The organism is Trueperella pyogenes, assembly GCF_001070855.1.
Taxonomy (GTDB): domain Bacteria; phylum Actinomycetota; class Actinomycetes; order Actinomycetales; family Actinomycetaceae; genus Pauljensenia; species Pauljensenia pyogenes_A.
This window is the reverse complement of sequence record NZ_JVLH01000014.1, coordinates 152,549-168,287: the sequence shown is the minus strand read 5'-3', so window position 1 is coordinate 168,287 and position 15,739 is coordinate 152,549. Positions and strand designations below refer to the sequence as shown.

The following is a 15,739-nucleotide window of genomic DNA, read 5'->3' as shown; positions in this document are numbered from 1 at the left end:
CGTGCCCGGTCGTCCGCGTCTCGGACCATTCGGCCTCGGAGTGGGACTCGCCCAGGTGGATATGGATGCGCATGCCGCGACGCTTGGCCATGTCCGGCAGATCCAGCAGCAGCTGGGCGGCGAGGGGATCCAGGGCGCGCTTCATGCGTCAAACGTAGCAACTGCGGCGTCGATGTCGGGGATGAACCAGGGGGCGACGACCAGGGTGGACCCTCATAGAAATGCGCGAGGCTGCGGGCCTATCGTTCACACATGACACACGACACCGCGGGTCTGGTGACCCGAGCACTGACGAAGACATACATGCGTGGGAACACGCCCGTCCACGCCCTGGTTGGCGTCGACCTGACCCTCCCGCAGGGCACGCAGCTGGCGATCATGGGCCCCTCGGGCTCCGGTAAGACCACGCTCCTGCACTGCCTGGCGGGCGTGCTGCGCCCCAGCTCAGGGTCCATCACCCTGGACGGTGAAGAGATGACGACCATGTCGGAGCGCGTGCTCTCCGACCTACTCCTGCATCGCTTCGGCTTTGTGTTCCAGGACGGCCAGCTTCTGCCCGAGCTGCCCGTGGAAGAGAACATCGCGATGCCCCTCATGCTGGCGGGCACACCCAAATCGCAGGCCATCGCTCGCGCACGTGAGATCCTGACGAGCCTCGGCCTTGACGGCGCCGGACCCTACCGCCCTGGCCAGCTGTCGGGCGGACAGGCCCAGCGCGTCGCGATCGGCCGCGCGCTCGCCACTAATCCCTCGATGATTTTCGCGGATGAGCCCACGGGGGCCCTCGACCAGGCGACCGGGGGGCGAGGTCATGCCCCTCCTGACGAGCGCCTGCGCCTCCACGGGCGCTTCCCTCGTCCTCGTCACCCACGACCCGGCTGTTGCTGCGCGCCTGCCGCACACGATCCACGTGCGCGACGGCCGCATCTCCCTCGAGGCCCGAGGCAGTGGAACCCCCAACCAGGGGGTGGCCCGATGAGCGCGGGACGCACCGCCGCCGGAGTGCTCCTGCGCTCGCGCGACCGGGCGACGAGTGTCCTCACGGTCGCCGCCTTTGCCCTGCCGCACGCCTTCCTGCTCGCGGTGACGGGTGGCGTCATGGCCTTCGGGTCGCGTGCAGCCATGGCCGCCACCTCCGCCACGGCCAACGACCCCGCAAGCCTCGATGGGATGGCGTCCTTCTACGTGATCCTCGCGTACTTCGCGGCCACCCTGCTCATCGTCCCCATCATCTCGATGGGTGCGGCGGCCGCGCGCCTGGGCTGCTCGCGCGGCGTCGATCTGGCAGACGTGGGCACGATGGTCGCCTTTCTGGAGCGTTGCTCGCACTACACGCTCGAAGAGCTGGAGGTACTCCTCGGAGTGAGTGGAGCGTTATCTCTGGACGGTGCTCAGCGACATGCGCTTGGACAAGAAGGTTTGCATTTCGTGATATGTTGATTTGCAACACATCGGCCATCGCATACGGTGGAGAAAATGTGGCTAGCTGATGATGTGTAGAAGCGCATTCTTTTCTGCTTTGTAAGTCATGTTGATAGGAGTGTTGAACGCTGAGTTTAATATTGTCTATTGTTTTGGGTGTATTCGCTGGAATGCTGCTCAAGGGTTTCTATTCGATGGTCAAAATAGAAGAACCTGCATCATATTCCTATAGTGTTTCAAAGCTTGAGCGTAGCCGGGGAAAAATTGCCACTCAGTATATTGGTTTTAGAACCATTCCAGTATTCGTTGCGACCCTTGGCGTGGTTGTCACTGCACGTCGTTTGATGCTATATGATTGGGTCACTTTCTTTGCGTGTGCGCTTTCCTTCGTGTGTCTCTCATCAGGCAGAGCGTTGGTCGAACGGATCAAGAGTGGAATGAGAGATGCGCCTTTCCATTGTATTGTCCTGATTGGGGAGATCATTGGTTCTTTCGTTGTAGGCGCTACTTCATTACTGTTTTCTTCTTACCTGGAAAGTTTTGTCCCGGAGCCTCGAGAGTTTGTGTCTGGTGCATGGACTGCTTTGTTCGTAGCGCTTGTCTATCGGGGGATGCGGACGGTGAGCCGTGCTCCTAGATCCTTAAGTCCGTGTGACCGATTGCGGTTGGTGCGTGAGGATGTGGGGGATGATATTTGGAATGACATATATGACATGGCAAAGGATAAAGCAGTTCCTTGGTGCGTACTAGCTGCGATCGTGGTGGTGGAGGTTACTGAGAGGCCAAGGTGGGTGCGGAAATGTGAACGGATCTTTTCTTCGCTGATGTTTCATAAGGTGAAGATGAGCTTCGGCGTGACGCAGGAACAGTCGAAACGGCCTTTGACTGATTGTGAGGCGCTATCTCAAACGTGTGATTGGATCAAGCGTGAACTCTCTGACGAAACGATCAATACCCTGATGGCGCCCTATCATACGGCGCAGAATCAGCCGGGTCATTCCTCTTTTCGAACCGAGCTAGATTTCTGCTTTAAGGAAGTTGAACGAATCGCCAATGAAAGAAATCCTGACGGTATTTACGGTGGGATTGTTAGTCATTGCGCTCGTGAGCTGTATCAGAATGTGAGTTTGAAGAGATAGTCGCCGCGCCACTGTGAGGGTAAAACGCCTATTTAAGAGCGCGGGCATGAGTCGTGTCGTCCGTGTGTGTCACTGACGCTTACGTCGACGGTAAGTGGTCTGCTTGAAGCAGCGGCAACTTGATCTACAGGAGCAGCGGCACCGTCGGAACTATCGTCGTCGTGACGACGAGGGGTTCGAAGACACGCAACGGGATGTGGGCGGCCAGGCGGCGCCCCGCCCACGCGCACGCGAGTACCACGGGTGCCAACAGGGCGACGAGGGGCAGATGCTCGAGACGCAGCAGGCCTATGCCGATCGTGAAGGGTGCCTTGATGACGTTGACCGTGAAGAAGAACCAGGCTGTGGTGCCCAGGAACTCGCTCACTGAGAATTGTGAGGCCAGGAAGTACATGGAGGTCACGGGTCCGCCTGCGTTCGCCGCCATCGTCGTGAAGCCCGTGAGTGTCCCGTAGACGGCTCGAGCGACGCGCCCCTGGCTGACGTGCGGAGGTCCCCAGCGGCGCTGGGCGAGCCAATGACGACGACGTCGACGCCGTCGTCGGTGAAGACGGAGTCACCGTCGGTCGTGTGGCGCACGCCGTCGACGCCCCGCATCGCCCCACCTGAAGCAGATACGCCACTGATCATTGATTCGGATACTGTACTGCCCTGCACGATTACCGAGCAGACGCTCGAGGCGATTGCCCGGAGGGATCCGGAGGTCCTCCAAACGACACGCAGCATCAATCTGGCGTAACTTGCGCAGCGCGACGCAGAAGGATCCGAGGCTACTACCCCTCACCTCCGCCGGAGCCAACACTCCGCAGTTCACGTCCGCGCACGAGTTCCCATTTCTGCGACGCGGCGTCGACGAATGACACGTGGGTGATCATTTCTCCCGCTTTTCCTTTTGTCATCATATTCAGTTTCATGTGGGCAACTTCCTGGTCAATGACCGAGCCCCAGTTGTAAGTGGGGTGAGCAGGGATGACAAACTTCCCCGGCGGAAGCACGGCAAGGTCTAACGGCGGGTTTTCGCAACTCTTATCAGCTCTCTGACTCTCCACGCGAATGTCGTAAATGGGCGCATCCGAACCATTCACCACCAAGATCGCGTACCGCTCCTCCTGTGGAGCATCAGGACATTGAACGCCGACAACTGTCACATGCTCAGCCTGTCGGCGCTCCGCCGCAGACTCACGCTCCCTGTCACGCTTCTCTTCGAGCTTCACGACTTTTTCACTCGTCTGCCATGAAACAACCGCAGCGAAAACTGCTAAGAAACCGCTAACGGCTCCTACCCAGTCCGCAACCGACCCCACGTCCATCTACTGTCCTCCTTGACATCTATTCCGAACCCGACGAGGTCACCATCGATCCCGTTAGAGGGCGCGCGCCGCAGGCTACCAAAACCGGGGCACGGTGTCAGGCCATTCATGAACGGTTTACAGGGACGCCATCATTTTGTCAAAGAGGCGCATGTGAGGGCATCGACTAGACACCTCACCCCCGATCGCACCACAACAGCAAAGCCGGGCCACGCCCTCGCGCGACCCGGCCATTGCCTCGTAGAAGAAAACTCAGACGTTGAAGCGGAACTCCACGATGTCGCCGTCCTGCATGACGTAGTCCTTGCCTTCCATGCGGACCTTGCCAGCAGCCTTTGCTGCGGCCATGGAACCGGCCTCGATCAGGTCGTCGTATGAGACGATTTCAGCCTTGATGAAGCCCTTTTCGAAGTCCGTGTGGATGACGCCGGCAGCCTTGGGAGCAGTGTCGCCCTTGTGAATCGTCCAGGCGCGCGCTTCCTTCTCGCCAGCGGTCAGGTAGGTCTGCAGGCCAAGGGTGTCAAAGCCGACTCGCGCCAACTTATCCAAGCCGGATTCGCTCTGACCGGACTCCGCTAGCATCTCTCGCGCGTCATCCTCATCCAGCTCAACAAGCTCGGACTCAAACTGTGCATCCAAGAAGATCGCTTCAGCGGGGGCAACAAGTGAACGCAACTCGTCCTGCAGTTCCTTGTTGTCCATTTCTTCAGCATCCATGTTGAACACGAAGATGAAGGGCTTAGAGGTCATCAGCTGGAAGGACTTGAGTGCATCCTGATCAAGCTTTGCCCCCGCGGGGCCGCTGAGCAGTTCGCCCTTTTCAAGCAGTTCCATTGCTGCGCGCGCAGTTTCCAGGACAATTGCCTCGGTCTTCTTGCCGCGAACTTCCTTTTCCAGACGCGGGATCTGCTTCTCAAGCGTCTGCATGTCAGCCAGAATCAGCTCGGTCTTAATGGTTTCAATATCCGACTCAGGATCAACCTTGCCATCAACGTGCACAACGTCGGGGTCGGAAAAAGCGCGCGTCACCTGGCAAATGGCGTCGGCCTCGCGAATGTTCGCAAGGAACTGGTTACCCAAGCCCTCACCCTCAGACGCACCACGCACAATACCCGCGATATCCACGAAAGAAACTGTCGCGGGAATGATGCGCTGAGAACCAAAAATCTCGGCGAGCTTGTTCAAACGCGCATCGGGAAGCGGAACGACGCCCACATTCGGTTCGATGGTTGCGAAGGGGTAGTTCGCAGCCAGAACGGTCGCGCGGGTCAGAGCATTAAACAGAGTGGACTTGCCAACGTTGGGCAGGCCGGCGATACCAATAGTTAAAGACACGCCTCTATCCTATCCGACGAGGCCGCACTCCCGTTTGCCCGCGCCTAGAAAGTGCGCGCATAATCGGGTGAAATTTCGCTCAGCTGGTGTGATCCGGTCCGGCAGTGCGACGCGCATGCGGGCGCACATCGATCTGTCCGGCCTTCTTCAAATCCGAACGCAGGTCACGGGGAAGCGCGAAGGTCGTCGTTTCCGTCTCAGTTCGGACTTCCTCAACAGTCGGGAAACCACGTTCTTGCAGCCAGGCAATCACATCACGGACAAGGATTTCCGGCACCGATGCTCCCGAGGTCAAGCCCACAGTCTTCGCCCCTGCGAACCATTCGTCCTGAAGCTCTTCGGCCTTATCGATGCGATAGGCAGCGGGAACACCCGATTCGAGCGCAACATCAACCAGACGTACCGAGTTCGAGGAATTCGCAGAACCCACAACAACCATGACATCGACTTGAGGGGCAATGACCTTCACAGCCCCCTGGCGGTTCTGCGTTGCGTAGCAAATGTCATCTGAAGGCGGATCAACAAGTTTAGGGAAACGCTGGCGCAAGCGATCAACCGTTTGACGCGTCTCATCAACAGAAAGGGTCGTCTGCGAAATCCACACAACACGCTCGGGGTCACGAACGACCAGGTTGTCGACTTCTTCAGGCGTTCCAACCACTTGAATGTGTTCGGGAGCTTCGCCAAAAGTACCTTCAACTTCTTCGTGGCCTTCGTGGCCAACCAAGATAATGTCGTAGTCTTCCTTCGCGTAGCGCACGGCCTCTCGGTGCACCTTCGTGACCAGCGGACAGGTCGCATCGATTGTCGCGAGGTGACGCTGGGCTGCAACCGCATGAACTTCAGGCGAAACCCCGTGAGCAGAGAACACCACACGCGCGCCTTCGGGAACCTGATCGGTTTCTTGGACGAAGATCGCGCCACGCTTCGTCAAAGATTCGACGACAAACTTGTTGTGAACGATTTCCTTACGGACGTAGACGGGCGCACCGTAAAGATCCAAGGCTTTTTCAACAACATCAACCGCGCGATCAACACCCGCACAATATCCACGAGGCGCTGCAAGCAGGATCTTCCCACCTTCGACGCGGGAATCGCTTTCGCTAGTACGAAGGGTGTCGTCATGAGTCATAGATCAACCGTACAGGCCGCCATGTGCATCTGCGAACCATAATTGCTTTTCCTTCCCAGTCTGGACGCAAATGCCCCTGGCCTGTGTCATGCTTATTTCGTGCCAGAGAACATGCCCCCCGCAGCAAAAGCTGCTGATACGACGCGCGAAAACCCGTGGCCGCTGCGCAGACTCACGCAGAACATCAAGATCTACGTTGACCGAATGTCTTCGCTCTGGGTGGAAGGTCAGGTCGTTCAATACAACCCGCGCCCGGGCTCGCGCATGGCATTTTTCACCTTGCGCGACACCGAATCTGACACCTCGATGACCGTTACGGCTTTCCCAAATGTCATTTCTGCCGTTGGCGCAGGATTTGAAGAAGGCGTCAAAGTCGTCACGCGCGTCAAGCCCGTTTTTTGGGAACGCAGCGGAAGCTTGAACCTCCAAGCCGCCGAGGTTCACCTTCAAGGTCTGGGCGATCTATTGGCTCAAATCGAACGCCTGCGTCAAAAACTCGCAGCCGAAGGCCTCTTTGACGAACGACGTAAGAAACCTCTTCCTTTCCTTCCGCGCGTTATTGGCCTTGTGTGCGGGCGAAATGCGAAGGCAAAAGATGACGTCATCGTAAATGCAAGTGCGCGCTGGCCCGCTGCGGCCTTCGAGGTCCGTGAGGTCGCGGTCCAGGGTCAGTACGCGGTGCGCGAAGTCAGCGATGCCATTGCCGATCTCGATCAAATCCCTGAAGTTGACGTGATTGTTGTTGCTCGAGGCGGCGGTTCCGTTGAGGATCTTCTTCCCTTCTCTGACGAGGCCTTGGTACGTGCCGCTGCAGCCGCCTCCACTCCCCTGGTGTCGGCAATCGGGCATGAAGGCGATGCGCCACTTTTGGATTACGTGGCCGACTTCCGCGCATCGACCCCGACGGATGCAGCCAGACGCATTGTTCCTGACCTTGCCCAAGAGCTTGAGGGTTTGGCTGGCGCTTCTCAAGCAATGCGCAATGCGATCGAGCGCAGACTGACACAAGAACGTCATCATTTAGATCTTGTTGTTTCGCGTCCCATCTTCCTCACGCCGGCAGCAACATTGGAACCTCATCGCGTTCTCATTGATTCAGCGGTGACAAATTTGCGTTCCCGGATAGAGCGACGGCTGAGCGAGGAGCGCCAGGGAATCATTCAGGCCTCGGCAACCCTGCGCGCTCTTTCACCACAGGCCACTTTGGAACGCGGGTATTCCATGCTCAAGCTTCCCTCTGGCGAATTGGTTCGCGACGCCTCGCAAGTTCCTAAAGGCACCCTGGTCGAAGGCATCCTTGCCTCAGGCCGCTTGGTTGCCCAAGTCGTTGGCTCCACCCAAGCAACAAATAGCGCAGCACCGGCAAACGAATAACTCTCCCACTTTCTCACCAAAACACCCACCCGACTTGGAGGATCACATGGCAGAAAATACACTCCCGGCACCGGAATCTCTGTCGTATGAAGCAGCACGCGATGAGTTAATCGCCATCGTGAAGACACTGGAAAGCGGACAGGCACCCCTAGAAGACACTCTTGCCATGTGGGAACGCGGCGAAGCACTTGCCACCCGCTGCCGCTCGATTTTGGACGCGGCAACCGAACGGATGGAACAGGGAACAGAAAATTAATTCTCCGTCGCCCAGGCCCCCAGAGATTGGTTAGACTGAGAACGTCAATTGTTCGCGGAAACCAGCCAAAGTGGTCTGGAAACAGGAGGAAACATGGACCTCGCAACCGACCCCCACATCCTCTCCATCGGAGAAGCCCTGATGGATATCGTGGTCCCCGCAGATAGCCCTATCCCGGCTGCCGAGATCCCCGGGGGCTCACCGGCAAACGTTGCAATGACGCTCGGACGCTTGGGCCGTAACGTTGGCCTGCAAACGTGGCTGGCACACGATGAACGCGGCGACATCCTCGAAGAACACTTCACGGCCTCCCACGTTGTCATCACCGAGGAGTCCTTCGGTGCTGATCACACACCGACCGCACTCGCAAAGCTCAACGAAAAGGGCGCGGCAACCTACACCTTCGATCTTGATTGGTGTCCAAATAGCCCCATTGCCGTATCCACTCAGGCTCGAATCGTCCACTCTGGTTCAATTGCCGCAGTGATCGAGCCAGGCGCACACGCCGTTTTGGATGCGATGGTCACTGCGCGCCAGCACGCCATCATCACTTATGACCCCAATGCTCGGCCCGCGCTCATGGGAACGCCTGAAGAGGCCTTGGCAACTGTCAATAAGTTCATCGGTATTTCCGATGTCGTCAAGGTTTCCGACGAAGATATCGCTTGGCTCACCAACGGGCGCGACATTGACGATGTAGTCCGTGATTGGCTCACCGCAGGCCCCTCGCTCATCATTGTCACGAAGGGCAAGGACGGCGCAGCGGCATTCACCTCGAGTGGTGTTCGCCGTTCTATCCCCGCCGGAGATGTCAAGGTTGAAGACACCGTTGGTGCAGGCGATTCCTTCATGGGAGGTCTGATCGACGCCCTGTGGTCACTCGGCCTGGTGGGCGCCATGTCGCGTCCCGCTCTGCGTGATTTGGATGCCTCAAAGGTTGACTTCATCTTGGAGCGTGCAGCAACGATCGGTGATATCACGGTCTCTCGTGCGGGTGCGAATCCACCGTGGCTCTCGGAGCTCGCTGATTTCCTCGCCTAAGACTCTTCACTCACTTGGCTTTGAAAGACGTGGGGGGCGCGGATCAAAAGATCCGCGCCCCCCACGCTGTACCAAGCTGAAGCCTTCACAACAGGGAGCTACTTCCCCATCCGCCGCTCTCTTTGGGCGTAGGCACGAAGTGCACGAAGGAAATCAATCTTCCTAAAGTCAGGCCAATAGGTTTCGCAGAAATAAAACTCAGAGTGTGCAGACTGCCAAATCATGAATCCTGACAGTCTCTGTTCGCCAGAGGTTCGAATGACAAGATCAGGATCGGGTTGGTCACCGGTATACAGGTGTTCAGCAATGTCCGAATCCTTCAAACGCGAAGCAAGTTCTTCAAGACTCTCACCCTGCTGCCCAGCATCACGGATCACCTCACGCACGGCCTCGACAATCTCATGACGACCGCCGTAGCCAACCGCAATGTTGACACTCAAAGCGCTCTTTGAGGGACTTTCCTGAGCAGCCTGACGAAGAGAATTGGCGATATCTTCAGGAAGCAGTCGTAGGTCACCAACAATTCGCAGGTGCCACTTACCGGCCTGGCTCAATGCCGAAACAGCCTGAGAAATAATCGCGAGCAGCTCAGAGAGCTCATCACTTTGGCGAGATAGATTATCTGTCGAAAGCATCCACAAGGTGACGATTTCAACGCCGACTTCTTCGGCCCAACCCAAGAATTCGGTGATTTTCCCTGCACCAACACGGTGTCCCTGGGACGCGGTGAAGCCAATCGATTTGGCCCAGCGACGATTCCCATCCAAAATTACGCCGACGTGGCGAGGAATTGGACGCCCCAACAAAGACGCACGAAGGCGCTTTTCATAAACGTCGTAAAGCACATTCCACTGTGACACTGCTAAACCCTCCCACGCGTGAGCGCGTCAACATGGGTTAAGAGTATCGCGAATATGACGCTCATCGCATATTTGTTCCTCATGCAAACATCGAGTTTAACTGTTCACAATCAGCGGAAGACTGCTGCCTTTCCCTTTAAATTGGCGTACCCTACGGTGTAGTAAGTTACGCATGCGTAGGTTGATCTTTCGTGGAGGCACTCATGAAAATCGCTTCCCTCAAACCCACCCAGTGGTTTCCCGGACAGAATGTATCGGTTAAGCCCCACCTGCGGGGTTGGATTCACCTTGTCGCCGCACCGCTGTCTTTGGCGGCCTCGATTGTCCTCACCTGCCTTGCGCCCACCGGTGCAACCAAAGGCGGGTCCGCAATCTACCTTGCCGCCTCGCTGATCCTCTTTGGGATCTCTGCGCTCTACCACCGCTTCTATTGGTCCCCACGCTGGGAAGTCGTGTGGAACCGCCTTGACCACTCAAACATCTTCCTTCTGATCGCAGGCACATACACCCCCCTTTCCATCGCGATCCTCCCCCATGACCAGGCAGTGACAATCTTGTCCATCGTCTGGGGAGGTGCACTCCTGGGGATCTTGCTCAACCTGTTTTGGCCGACCGCACCGCGCTGGCTGGCAACACTGATCTACGTCGCTCTGGGATGGGTTGCTCTCTGGTATCTGCCGCAGTTTTGGTCCTTGGGTGGCGCTGTGATCGTGTGGTTGCTTCTTGCAGGCGGAATTTTGTACACAATCGGCGCAGTAGTCTACGCGACGAAGAAGCCAGACCTTTCACCGCGTTGGTTTGGCTTCCATGAGATCTTCCACCTGTGCACCGTGCTTGCGTGGGCGTGCCACTGCGTAGCCGTGTATCTCGCTGTCTTGTAATTCTTTTTCCACAGATAGCGCAAATGCGCCCGCACCGCCCTTAAGGCTGGTAGGCTGTCAAATCTGTAGAGTCAAAGAACACGTCGACACTCATCGACACATGTCGGAGGCAAAGTAATGGCTGATACCCAGTGGCTGACCCAAGCCCAGTATGACAAGCTCCAGGCGGAGCTGACGGAGCGCGTCGAGGTACGCCGCCCCGAAATTGCGCGTCTTATTGACGCTGCACGCCAAGAAGGCGATCTGCGCGAGAACGGCGGTTACCACGCTGCGCGCAACGAACAGTCCTTGAATGAGACTCGCATTCAGAGCTTGGAAGAGATGCTGCGTAATGCGCAGGTCGGCGAAACTCCTGCAGATGACGGCATTGTTGAGCCCGGAATGGTTGTGACCGCCATGGTTGCTGGCCGTGAACAGAAGTTCCTTCTGGGTTCACGTGACGCCGGCGGCGACCTTGGTGTGCAGGTCTTCTCCGCGCAGGCTCCGCTAGGCGCCGCAGTCATCGGACACCGCAAGGGCGACACCCTGACCTACGAGGCCCCCAATGGCCGCGAGATCACCGTTGAGATCTTGGACGCGACACCTTTCGTTGGCTGAGTAAACCCAGACGCGCTGTGGGGCCCAGAGTTAATCTCTGGGCCCCACAGCTTTATGTATTCAATCAGAACAACGCGCTCGCACAAGGTCTTATCGCGCTATTCGCTCTCTTCTTCATTCGTCTGAGAGCTCTCTGCGATTTCTTCGGCGACACGCGTCCCTACAGTATCGCCCGGCTCTACACTTCCGGCAGTAACCATACGCTCGCTGAGCTCTTCATCCACGGCATAGGTGTGCGCATCAACTTCATCCCCTGCAAGGAGCGGAAGATCTTCCCCATAGGAATGAGCGATCATCGCATCGAGGGTTCCGGGAGCGCCTCCGGGACGATCCATCTTCGTCGCCAATGATGGCTCAGGATCATGGCCATGCAGGTACAGGACCACTGAATTAATGAAGGCAATAACAGGAATACAGAAGATCGCACCGGTAATTCCAGCAACCATCGACCCCGCCGTCACGCCGAGCAAAACAACCAAGGGGTGCAATGACACCGCATTGGACATCAGAAGAGGCTGCAGGAGGTTCCCCTCAACTTGCTGGACGACCGCAATAATCACCAGCATGATCAAACCAACGGTAAATCCTTGATCAACCACCGCGACGAGGACAGCAATAATGCCCGAGAACAGTGAGCCAAGAATCGGGATAAAGGAACCGAAGAAGACCAAAACGACAATCGGAATGACCAATGGAACGCCGAGGAAGTAAGCACCAATACCGATACTCAAAGCATCAATCGCGGCGACCTGCATCTGCCCAACGACGTAGCCACCCATCGACGCCCAACCGCGGATTGCGGCCTCGTGAACGGGTTCGCGCGCACCCTTGGGAAGCAGACGGACGCACCAGACCCAGATCTCACGTCCATCCTTGAGGAAGAAGAAAAGACAGAAGAGCGCAATTACCGAGCCGGTGGCCAATGAAATTGCAGAAGAGGTGGCGTTGAAGGCACCAAAGACCAAAGTCTGGGCATGGGATTGGACCCAGGTGACAACCTCGGATTGGAGGTTTTGAAGATGGGAATCGATGGTTGAGGTATCAAGCCCCATGGGGTTAGTCCGCAACCAGGTTAAAAGCGCGGATACGCCTTCATTCGCGCGGGTCAGCAGCGATGGAACCTGGTTCAAAATCTGAACGCCAGCCGTCGACAGCGCCGCACCAACGACGAGCAAAGTCGCAAGTAGGCCGCTGAGAGCAGCCAGAGCCTGCGGGAAATGCAGCTTTCGGTGCAGCCACGACACCAAGGGACTCAAGAAGACTGCCAAGAGCATTGCAACGGCGACGGGGACAACAATTCCATAGACAAAGGTCATCCCAAACACGAGCAGCCCAACGGCAGCCGCAATGATAATCGCCCGCCACGCAACCGCGGCGCCCACGCGCAAAGACCAGGGAACAGCCTCGGCAGCATCACGAGGCAAAGCATCGCTGGCAGCAGAAGCAGGGGCTTTCTCGGGGGCCGAGGACTGAACTGCGCGCCGCTGATCGCTCACGCGGCGTCGCAGCTCATCCAGGGATTTTAAAAGCGACGAGGCAAGGCCTGAGCTCCCCGCGCTTTCCTCGCCACGCTCCCGATCCGGTTGCTGGGAAGAACTGTGAGTACGCGGTGTTTCGTTCTCGCTCATACCTTGCCTTGTCTATCGTTCACAATCAGGAGACACCGAGGATGTCGGTGACAAAGACTAGCGTATCGCCACCGCGGATTCCCGCCTGGGGAACACCACGGGAACCGTAGCCATAATCAGAGGGAATTGACAGCAGAACGCGAGATCCCACTCGCTGTCCGATCAGTCCTTCATCCCAGCCGCGGATTACCATGCCGACGCCGATTTGGAAGCTCAGGGGTGCGCCGCGATCATAGGAATTATCGAAAACATTGCCATCCCATACCTGACCCAGGTAGTGGCAGTGGATCGTATCGCCGGGTTCAACAACCTGGCCATCGCCCTCATGAAGAACCTCAACCAGCAGTTCATCGCTTGGGGTTGAATCGGTAAATTCCAGAGTGGGCTTGCGGCCGAATTCGCCGCTGACGTTCACGTTTTCCATGGTTCCTCCTTGGGGAATCACAGTGGGGAAAAATGGTGACGCTCTAGTTAAACATTCCCGCAACCCAGTCGCGCGAGATAGGACACGCGTTCCCTAAATTGCACAAATGTTCCCGGAGATCAACCTGGATTCACTGGGCACGCAGGCATATTCATACTTGAACGGGACATCCGGTGGGCAGCGGAAAAATGCACTGCACACAGGAAAGGAGCCGCCTCTATGTGAGGGCGGCCCCTTTCAAACGTCAAACGTCAAACGCTAAACGAGCTTATCGACGATTCAGAATTGCCAGGATGCGCAGGATCTCCATGTACATCCAAACAACCGTCACCATGATGCCGAAGGCGCAGTACCATGCGAACTTTGCGGGAGCACCTCGTTCAACGCCCTGCTTTACGGTATCGAAATCGCTAATGAGGCTCATCGCCGCAAGGAAAACAGCAACCACCGAGACAACAATTCCCAGCGGAATACCCATGATGTACATCGAATCAATGGGCGCCATCAAGCCAAAGGCAACCAGCACTGCATTCGCAAGGCGTGTGATCAGCAGGCCGAAAATACCAATGAGCGTAAACTTCATGAGCTTGGGCGAGTTACGGACCTTGCCCGAAGCAAAGAGCACCAGCGTCAGGCCCGTAACCACAACGGTTGCGATAAATGCCTGAGCGACGATACCCGGGTATTCCATCTCCATAACGGCCGAAAGCGCACCCAGCGTGAGCCCTTCAGCAAAGGCGTAGGCAATGATCAGTGCGGGACGGATCGTCTTGGAGAAGCTATTGACCATAGCAAGAATGAAGGCAAGCACGCCGCCAACAAGAGCAAGACCGAGTCCCAGAAGGGGGCTTGTCAGCGTCAGAATCCATGCCGGGGCAGCGCCCAAAAGCAGAACCAGGAAAGTAATCCCCGTCTTGATCAGCGCATCATCGTAGGTCATTCGACCGCGATCAACGGCATCTGCAGAGGGCGCCTGGTATGCGGCTTGCATATCGGCGTAGGCCGAAGGATCAACCGCTGGGGCTCCGCTTGGCGCGCCGTAGGGGTTCTGCGCGGAAGTTTGTGCCGAGGCCTGTTGCTGCGCATAGGGGTAGCGCTGCGGGTCCAGCACGGTGGTTCCAGAAGGCTGAGCGTTCGTTGGCTGATAGCCGGGCATTGTCGGGTAGCCAGCGGGAGTCGAATCAGCGCGCGACCAATCGCGCTCCATCTTTGAGAACACGGGGTTTGACATGTCAGTTTCCTTTCCCTCGGTTCCTGTTCTTATGAGTACCCCCAGTCGGACTCGAACCGACAACACACCGATTTTAAGTCGGTTGCCTCTGCCAATTGGGCTATGGGGGCACAGCCCACTATCGACGATTGAGCATCGAAAGTGCGATACCGTCAAGGATATCGTGTTCTGAGACCAATGCGCCCGTGATTTCGTGTCCGCTACTCTCACAGCGAAGAGTCACTCGATCCATAACGCGCTTCCAAATGAGCGCTCCGCCTGCAATAACGTCAGCGCGTCCCTCAGGCATAAAGCCCAGAGCTGCCTTCACAGCAAGAGGTTGCTCAAGCATAAAACGCACGGAGGAATCGGTGGCCTCGTGGCTCAAGAAAGCGCCATCAATCTTCTCAGGCTGGTAGGAACTCAAACCCAAGGCGTGAGCAGCAATCGTCGTGATGGTGCCAGCGACACCAACAACGGCGCGGACCGAGGAAAAGTCAACGATCTCCTCGGCCTCGTCAAGGCGAGCGTCGATCCACTCGCTTGCCTGCGCCTGCACCCCGTCGGGAATCGGCTGGTCGCTAGCGCAAGAAGCAAAGAACTTCTCCGTCACGCGGACTGAACCCATATCTGCGGAATAGGCCTCAGCAACTCCCTTTCCCAGAGTTCCCACGACCATTTCGGTCGACCCTCCCCCGATATCAACGACAAGCACCTTGCCGCGTTCTTGGCCAACGACGCCACTGGCTGCACCGGCGAAGGAGAGTGCGGCTTCCTCGGTTCCGGGAACGACCTCGGGGTAAACGCCCAAGATTTCCTTCACAGGTTCAATGAATTCGTCGCGGTTTTCCGCATCGCGCATTGCAGAGGTTGCGACAAAACGAATCTCTTCGGCTTCCAGATTGTCAATCATGCGCTTGTACTCACGTACTGCGGCAAGTGTCCGCTCGATCGCCTCGGGAGCCAGTCGTCCCGTACGATCAACGTCCTGCCCAAGGCGCACAATGCGCATCTGGCGCGTCAAATCGTTGAGCGCAATGGCATCACCCTTGAGCACGCCATCGGCCACTAGAAGTCGAATTGAGTTTGTTCCACAGTCAATTGCCGCTACCCGCGTCATGATCTCATTC

At 57.2% G+C, this 15,739-nt stretch carries 17 protein-coding genes, 1 tRNA gene and 2 pseudogenes; 9 read left to right on the top strand and 11 right to left on the bottom strand.

All coding sequences use genetic code 11. The features are described 5' to 3' along the window. Nucleotide 1: 1 nt before the first annotated feature. The 4 genes and pseudogenes from ADG72_RS08715 (at nucleotide 2) to ADG72_RS07780 (ending at nucleotide 2,561) form a co-directional block, all read left to right on the top strand. Complete coding sequence (locus ADG72_RS08715) at nucleotides 2-256, top strand: hypothetical protein (protein ID WP_192831737.1); 255 nt, start codon at nucleotides 2-4, stop codon at nucleotides 254-256. Further along, nucleotides 253-979, top strand: a pseudogene (locus ADG72_RS07790) (ABC transporter ATP-binding protein). Before ADG72_RS08715 ends, ADG72_RS07790 begins: the two are co-directional and overlap by 4 nt. Then, on the top strand, nucleotides 976-1,440 hold the full coding sequence (locus ADG72_RS08845) for a hypothetical protein (RefSeq protein ID WP_048714139.1): 465 nt from the start codon (nucleotides 976-978) through the stop codon (nucleotides 1,438-1,440). The pseudogene ADG72_RS07790 and the gene ADG72_RS08845 overlap by 4 nt, the downstream one beginning before the upstream one ends. 122 nt (nucleotides 1,441-1,562) lie before the next feature. Further along, nucleotides 1,563-2,561 (top strand): hypothetical protein, encoded by a 999-nt coding sequence (locus ADG72_RS07780; protein ID WP_157857685.1) that lies wholly within the window; start codon nucleotides 1,563-1,565, stop codon nucleotides 2,559-2,561. A gap of 124 nt (nucleotides 2,562-2,685) precedes the next feature. On the opposite strand, the pseudogene ADG72_RS07775 reads toward ADG72_RS07780, so the two are convergent. The 5 genes and pseudogenes from ADG72_RS07775 to ADG72_RS07760 form a co-directional block, all read right to left on the bottom strand. Then, nucleotides 2,686-3,006: pseudogene (locus ADG72_RS07775) on the bottom strand (TSUP family transporter); the annotation flags it as partial. A 111-nt stretch (nucleotides 3,007-3,117) separates the two neighbouring features. Then, nucleotides 3,118-3,363, bottom strand: coding sequence for a type II toxin-antitoxin system RelE/ParE family toxin (locus ADG72_RS08580; RefSeq protein WP_239667701.1), 246 nt, complete (start codon nucleotides 3,361-3,363; stop codon nucleotides 3,118-3,120). Further along, a complete protein-coding gene (locus tag ADG72_RS07770; RefSeq protein ID WP_048714133.1) occupies nucleotides 3,335-3,871 on the bottom strand; it encodes a hypothetical protein in 537 nt (178 codons plus the stop codon). The genes ADG72_RS08580 and ADG72_RS07770 overlap by 29 nt, the downstream gene beginning before the upstream one ends. 252 nt (nucleotides 3,872-4,123) lie before the next feature. Further along, nucleotides 4,124-5,206, bottom strand: coding sequence for a redox-regulated ATPase YchF (gene ychF, locus ADG72_RS07765; RefSeq protein WP_048714130.1), 1,083 nt, complete (start codon nucleotides 5,204-5,206; stop codon nucleotides 4,124-4,126). 79 nt (nucleotides 5,207-5,285) lie between these two features. Further along, nucleotides 5,286-6,338 carry a 4-hydroxy-3-methylbut-2-enyl diphosphate reductase gene (locus ADG72_RS07760; RefSeq protein WP_048714128.1) on the bottom strand — a complete coding sequence of 351 codons (1,053 nt, stop codon included), beginning with the start codon at nucleotides 6,336-6,338 and terminating at the stop codon, nucleotides 5,286-5,288. A 111-nt stretch (nucleotides 6,339-6,449) separates the two neighbouring features. Here ADG72_RS07760 and xseA point away from each other — a divergent pair, with 111 nt between their 5' ends. The 3 genes from xseA to ADG72_RS07745 all read left to right on the top strand — a co-directional run bounded on the left by xseA (nucleotide 6,450) and on the right by ADG72_RS07745 (nucleotide 9,009). Beyond that, nucleotides 6,450-7,712, top strand: coding sequence for an exodeoxyribonuclease VII large subunit (gene xseA / locus ADG72_RS07755; RefSeq protein WP_048714126.1), 1,263 nt, complete (start codon nucleotides 6,450-6,452; stop codon nucleotides 7,710-7,712). 46 nt (nucleotides 7,713-7,758) lie between these two features. After that, the gene (locus ADG72_RS07750) at nucleotides 7,759-7,968 is read left to right on the top strand and encodes an exodeoxyribonuclease VII small subunit (protein WP_048714123.1); all 210 of its coding nucleotides are present in this window, start codon (nucleotides 7,759-7,761) and stop codon (nucleotides 7,966-7,968) included. 93 nt (nucleotides 7,969-8,061) lie between these two features. Further along, complete coding sequence (locus ADG72_RS07745; protein WP_048714121.1) at nucleotides 8,062-9,009, top strand: carbohydrate kinase family protein; 948 nt, start codon at nucleotides 8,062-8,064, stop codon at nucleotides 9,007-9,009. A 98-nt stretch (nucleotides 9,010-9,107) separates the two neighbouring features. Here ADG72_RS07745 and ADG72_RS07740 read toward each other — a convergent pair whose 3' ends face one another. Further along, nucleotides 9,108-9,869 carry an isoprenyl transferase gene (locus ADG72_RS07740; RefSeq protein ID WP_048714119.1) on the bottom strand — a complete coding sequence of 254 codons (762 nt, stop codon included), beginning with the start codon at nucleotides 9,867-9,869 and terminating at the stop codon, nucleotides 9,108-9,110. Nucleotides 9,870-10,072: 203 nt separating this feature from the next. On the opposite strand from ADG72_RS07740, the gene trhA reads away from it, so the two are divergent. After that, nucleotides 10,073-10,750: a PAQR family membrane homeostasis protein TrhA gene (gene trhA / locus ADG72_RS07735; RefSeq protein ID WP_048714117.1), complete on the top strand. Its 678-nt coding sequence runs from the start codon at nucleotides 10,073-10,075 to the stop codon at nucleotides 10,748-10,750. 117 nt (nucleotides 10,751-10,867) lie between these two features. Further along, the gene (greA, locus tag ADG72_RS07730) at nucleotides 10,868-11,347 is read left to right on the top strand and encodes a transcription elongation factor GreA (protein ID WP_048714114.1); all 480 of its coding nucleotides are present in this window, start codon (nucleotides 10,868-10,870) and stop codon (nucleotides 11,345-11,347) included. Between the two features lie 98 nt (nucleotides 11,348-11,445). Here greA and ADG72_RS07725 read toward each other — a convergent pair whose 3' ends face one another. The 5 genes from ADG72_RS07725 to ADG72_RS07705 form a co-directional block, all read right to left on the bottom strand. Then, nucleotides 11,446-12,975, bottom strand: coding sequence for an AI-2E family transporter (locus ADG72_RS07725; protein WP_065427166.1), 1,530 nt, complete (start codon nucleotides 12,973-12,975; stop codon nucleotides 11,446-11,448). Between the two features lie 25 nt (nucleotides 12,976-13,000). Next, nucleotides 13,001-13,399 (bottom strand): FKBP-type peptidyl-prolyl cis-trans isomerase, encoded by a 399-nt coding sequence (locus tag ADG72_RS07720; protein WP_048714111.1) that lies wholly within the window; start codon nucleotides 13,397-13,399, stop codon nucleotides 13,001-13,003. Between the two features lie 268 nt (nucleotides 13,400-13,667). Continuing rightward, a complete protein-coding gene (locus ADG72_RS07715; protein ID WP_048714108.1) occupies nucleotides 13,668-14,630 on the bottom strand; it encodes a Bax inhibitor-1/YccA family protein in 963 nt (320 codons plus the stop codon). A 36-nt stretch (nucleotides 14,631-14,666) separates the two neighbouring features. Further along, nucleotides 14,667-14,740: transfer RNA gene (locus ADG72_RS07710), tRNA-Leu, on the bottom strand. Between the two features lie 8 nt (nucleotides 14,741-14,748). Continuing rightward, nucleotides 14,749-15,729, bottom strand: coding sequence for a Ppx/GppA phosphatase family protein (locus ADG72_RS07705; RefSeq protein ID WP_048714106.1), 981 nt, complete (start codon nucleotides 15,727-15,729; stop codon nucleotides 14,749-14,751). Between the last annotated feature and the right edge of the window lie 10 nt (nucleotides 15,730-15,739).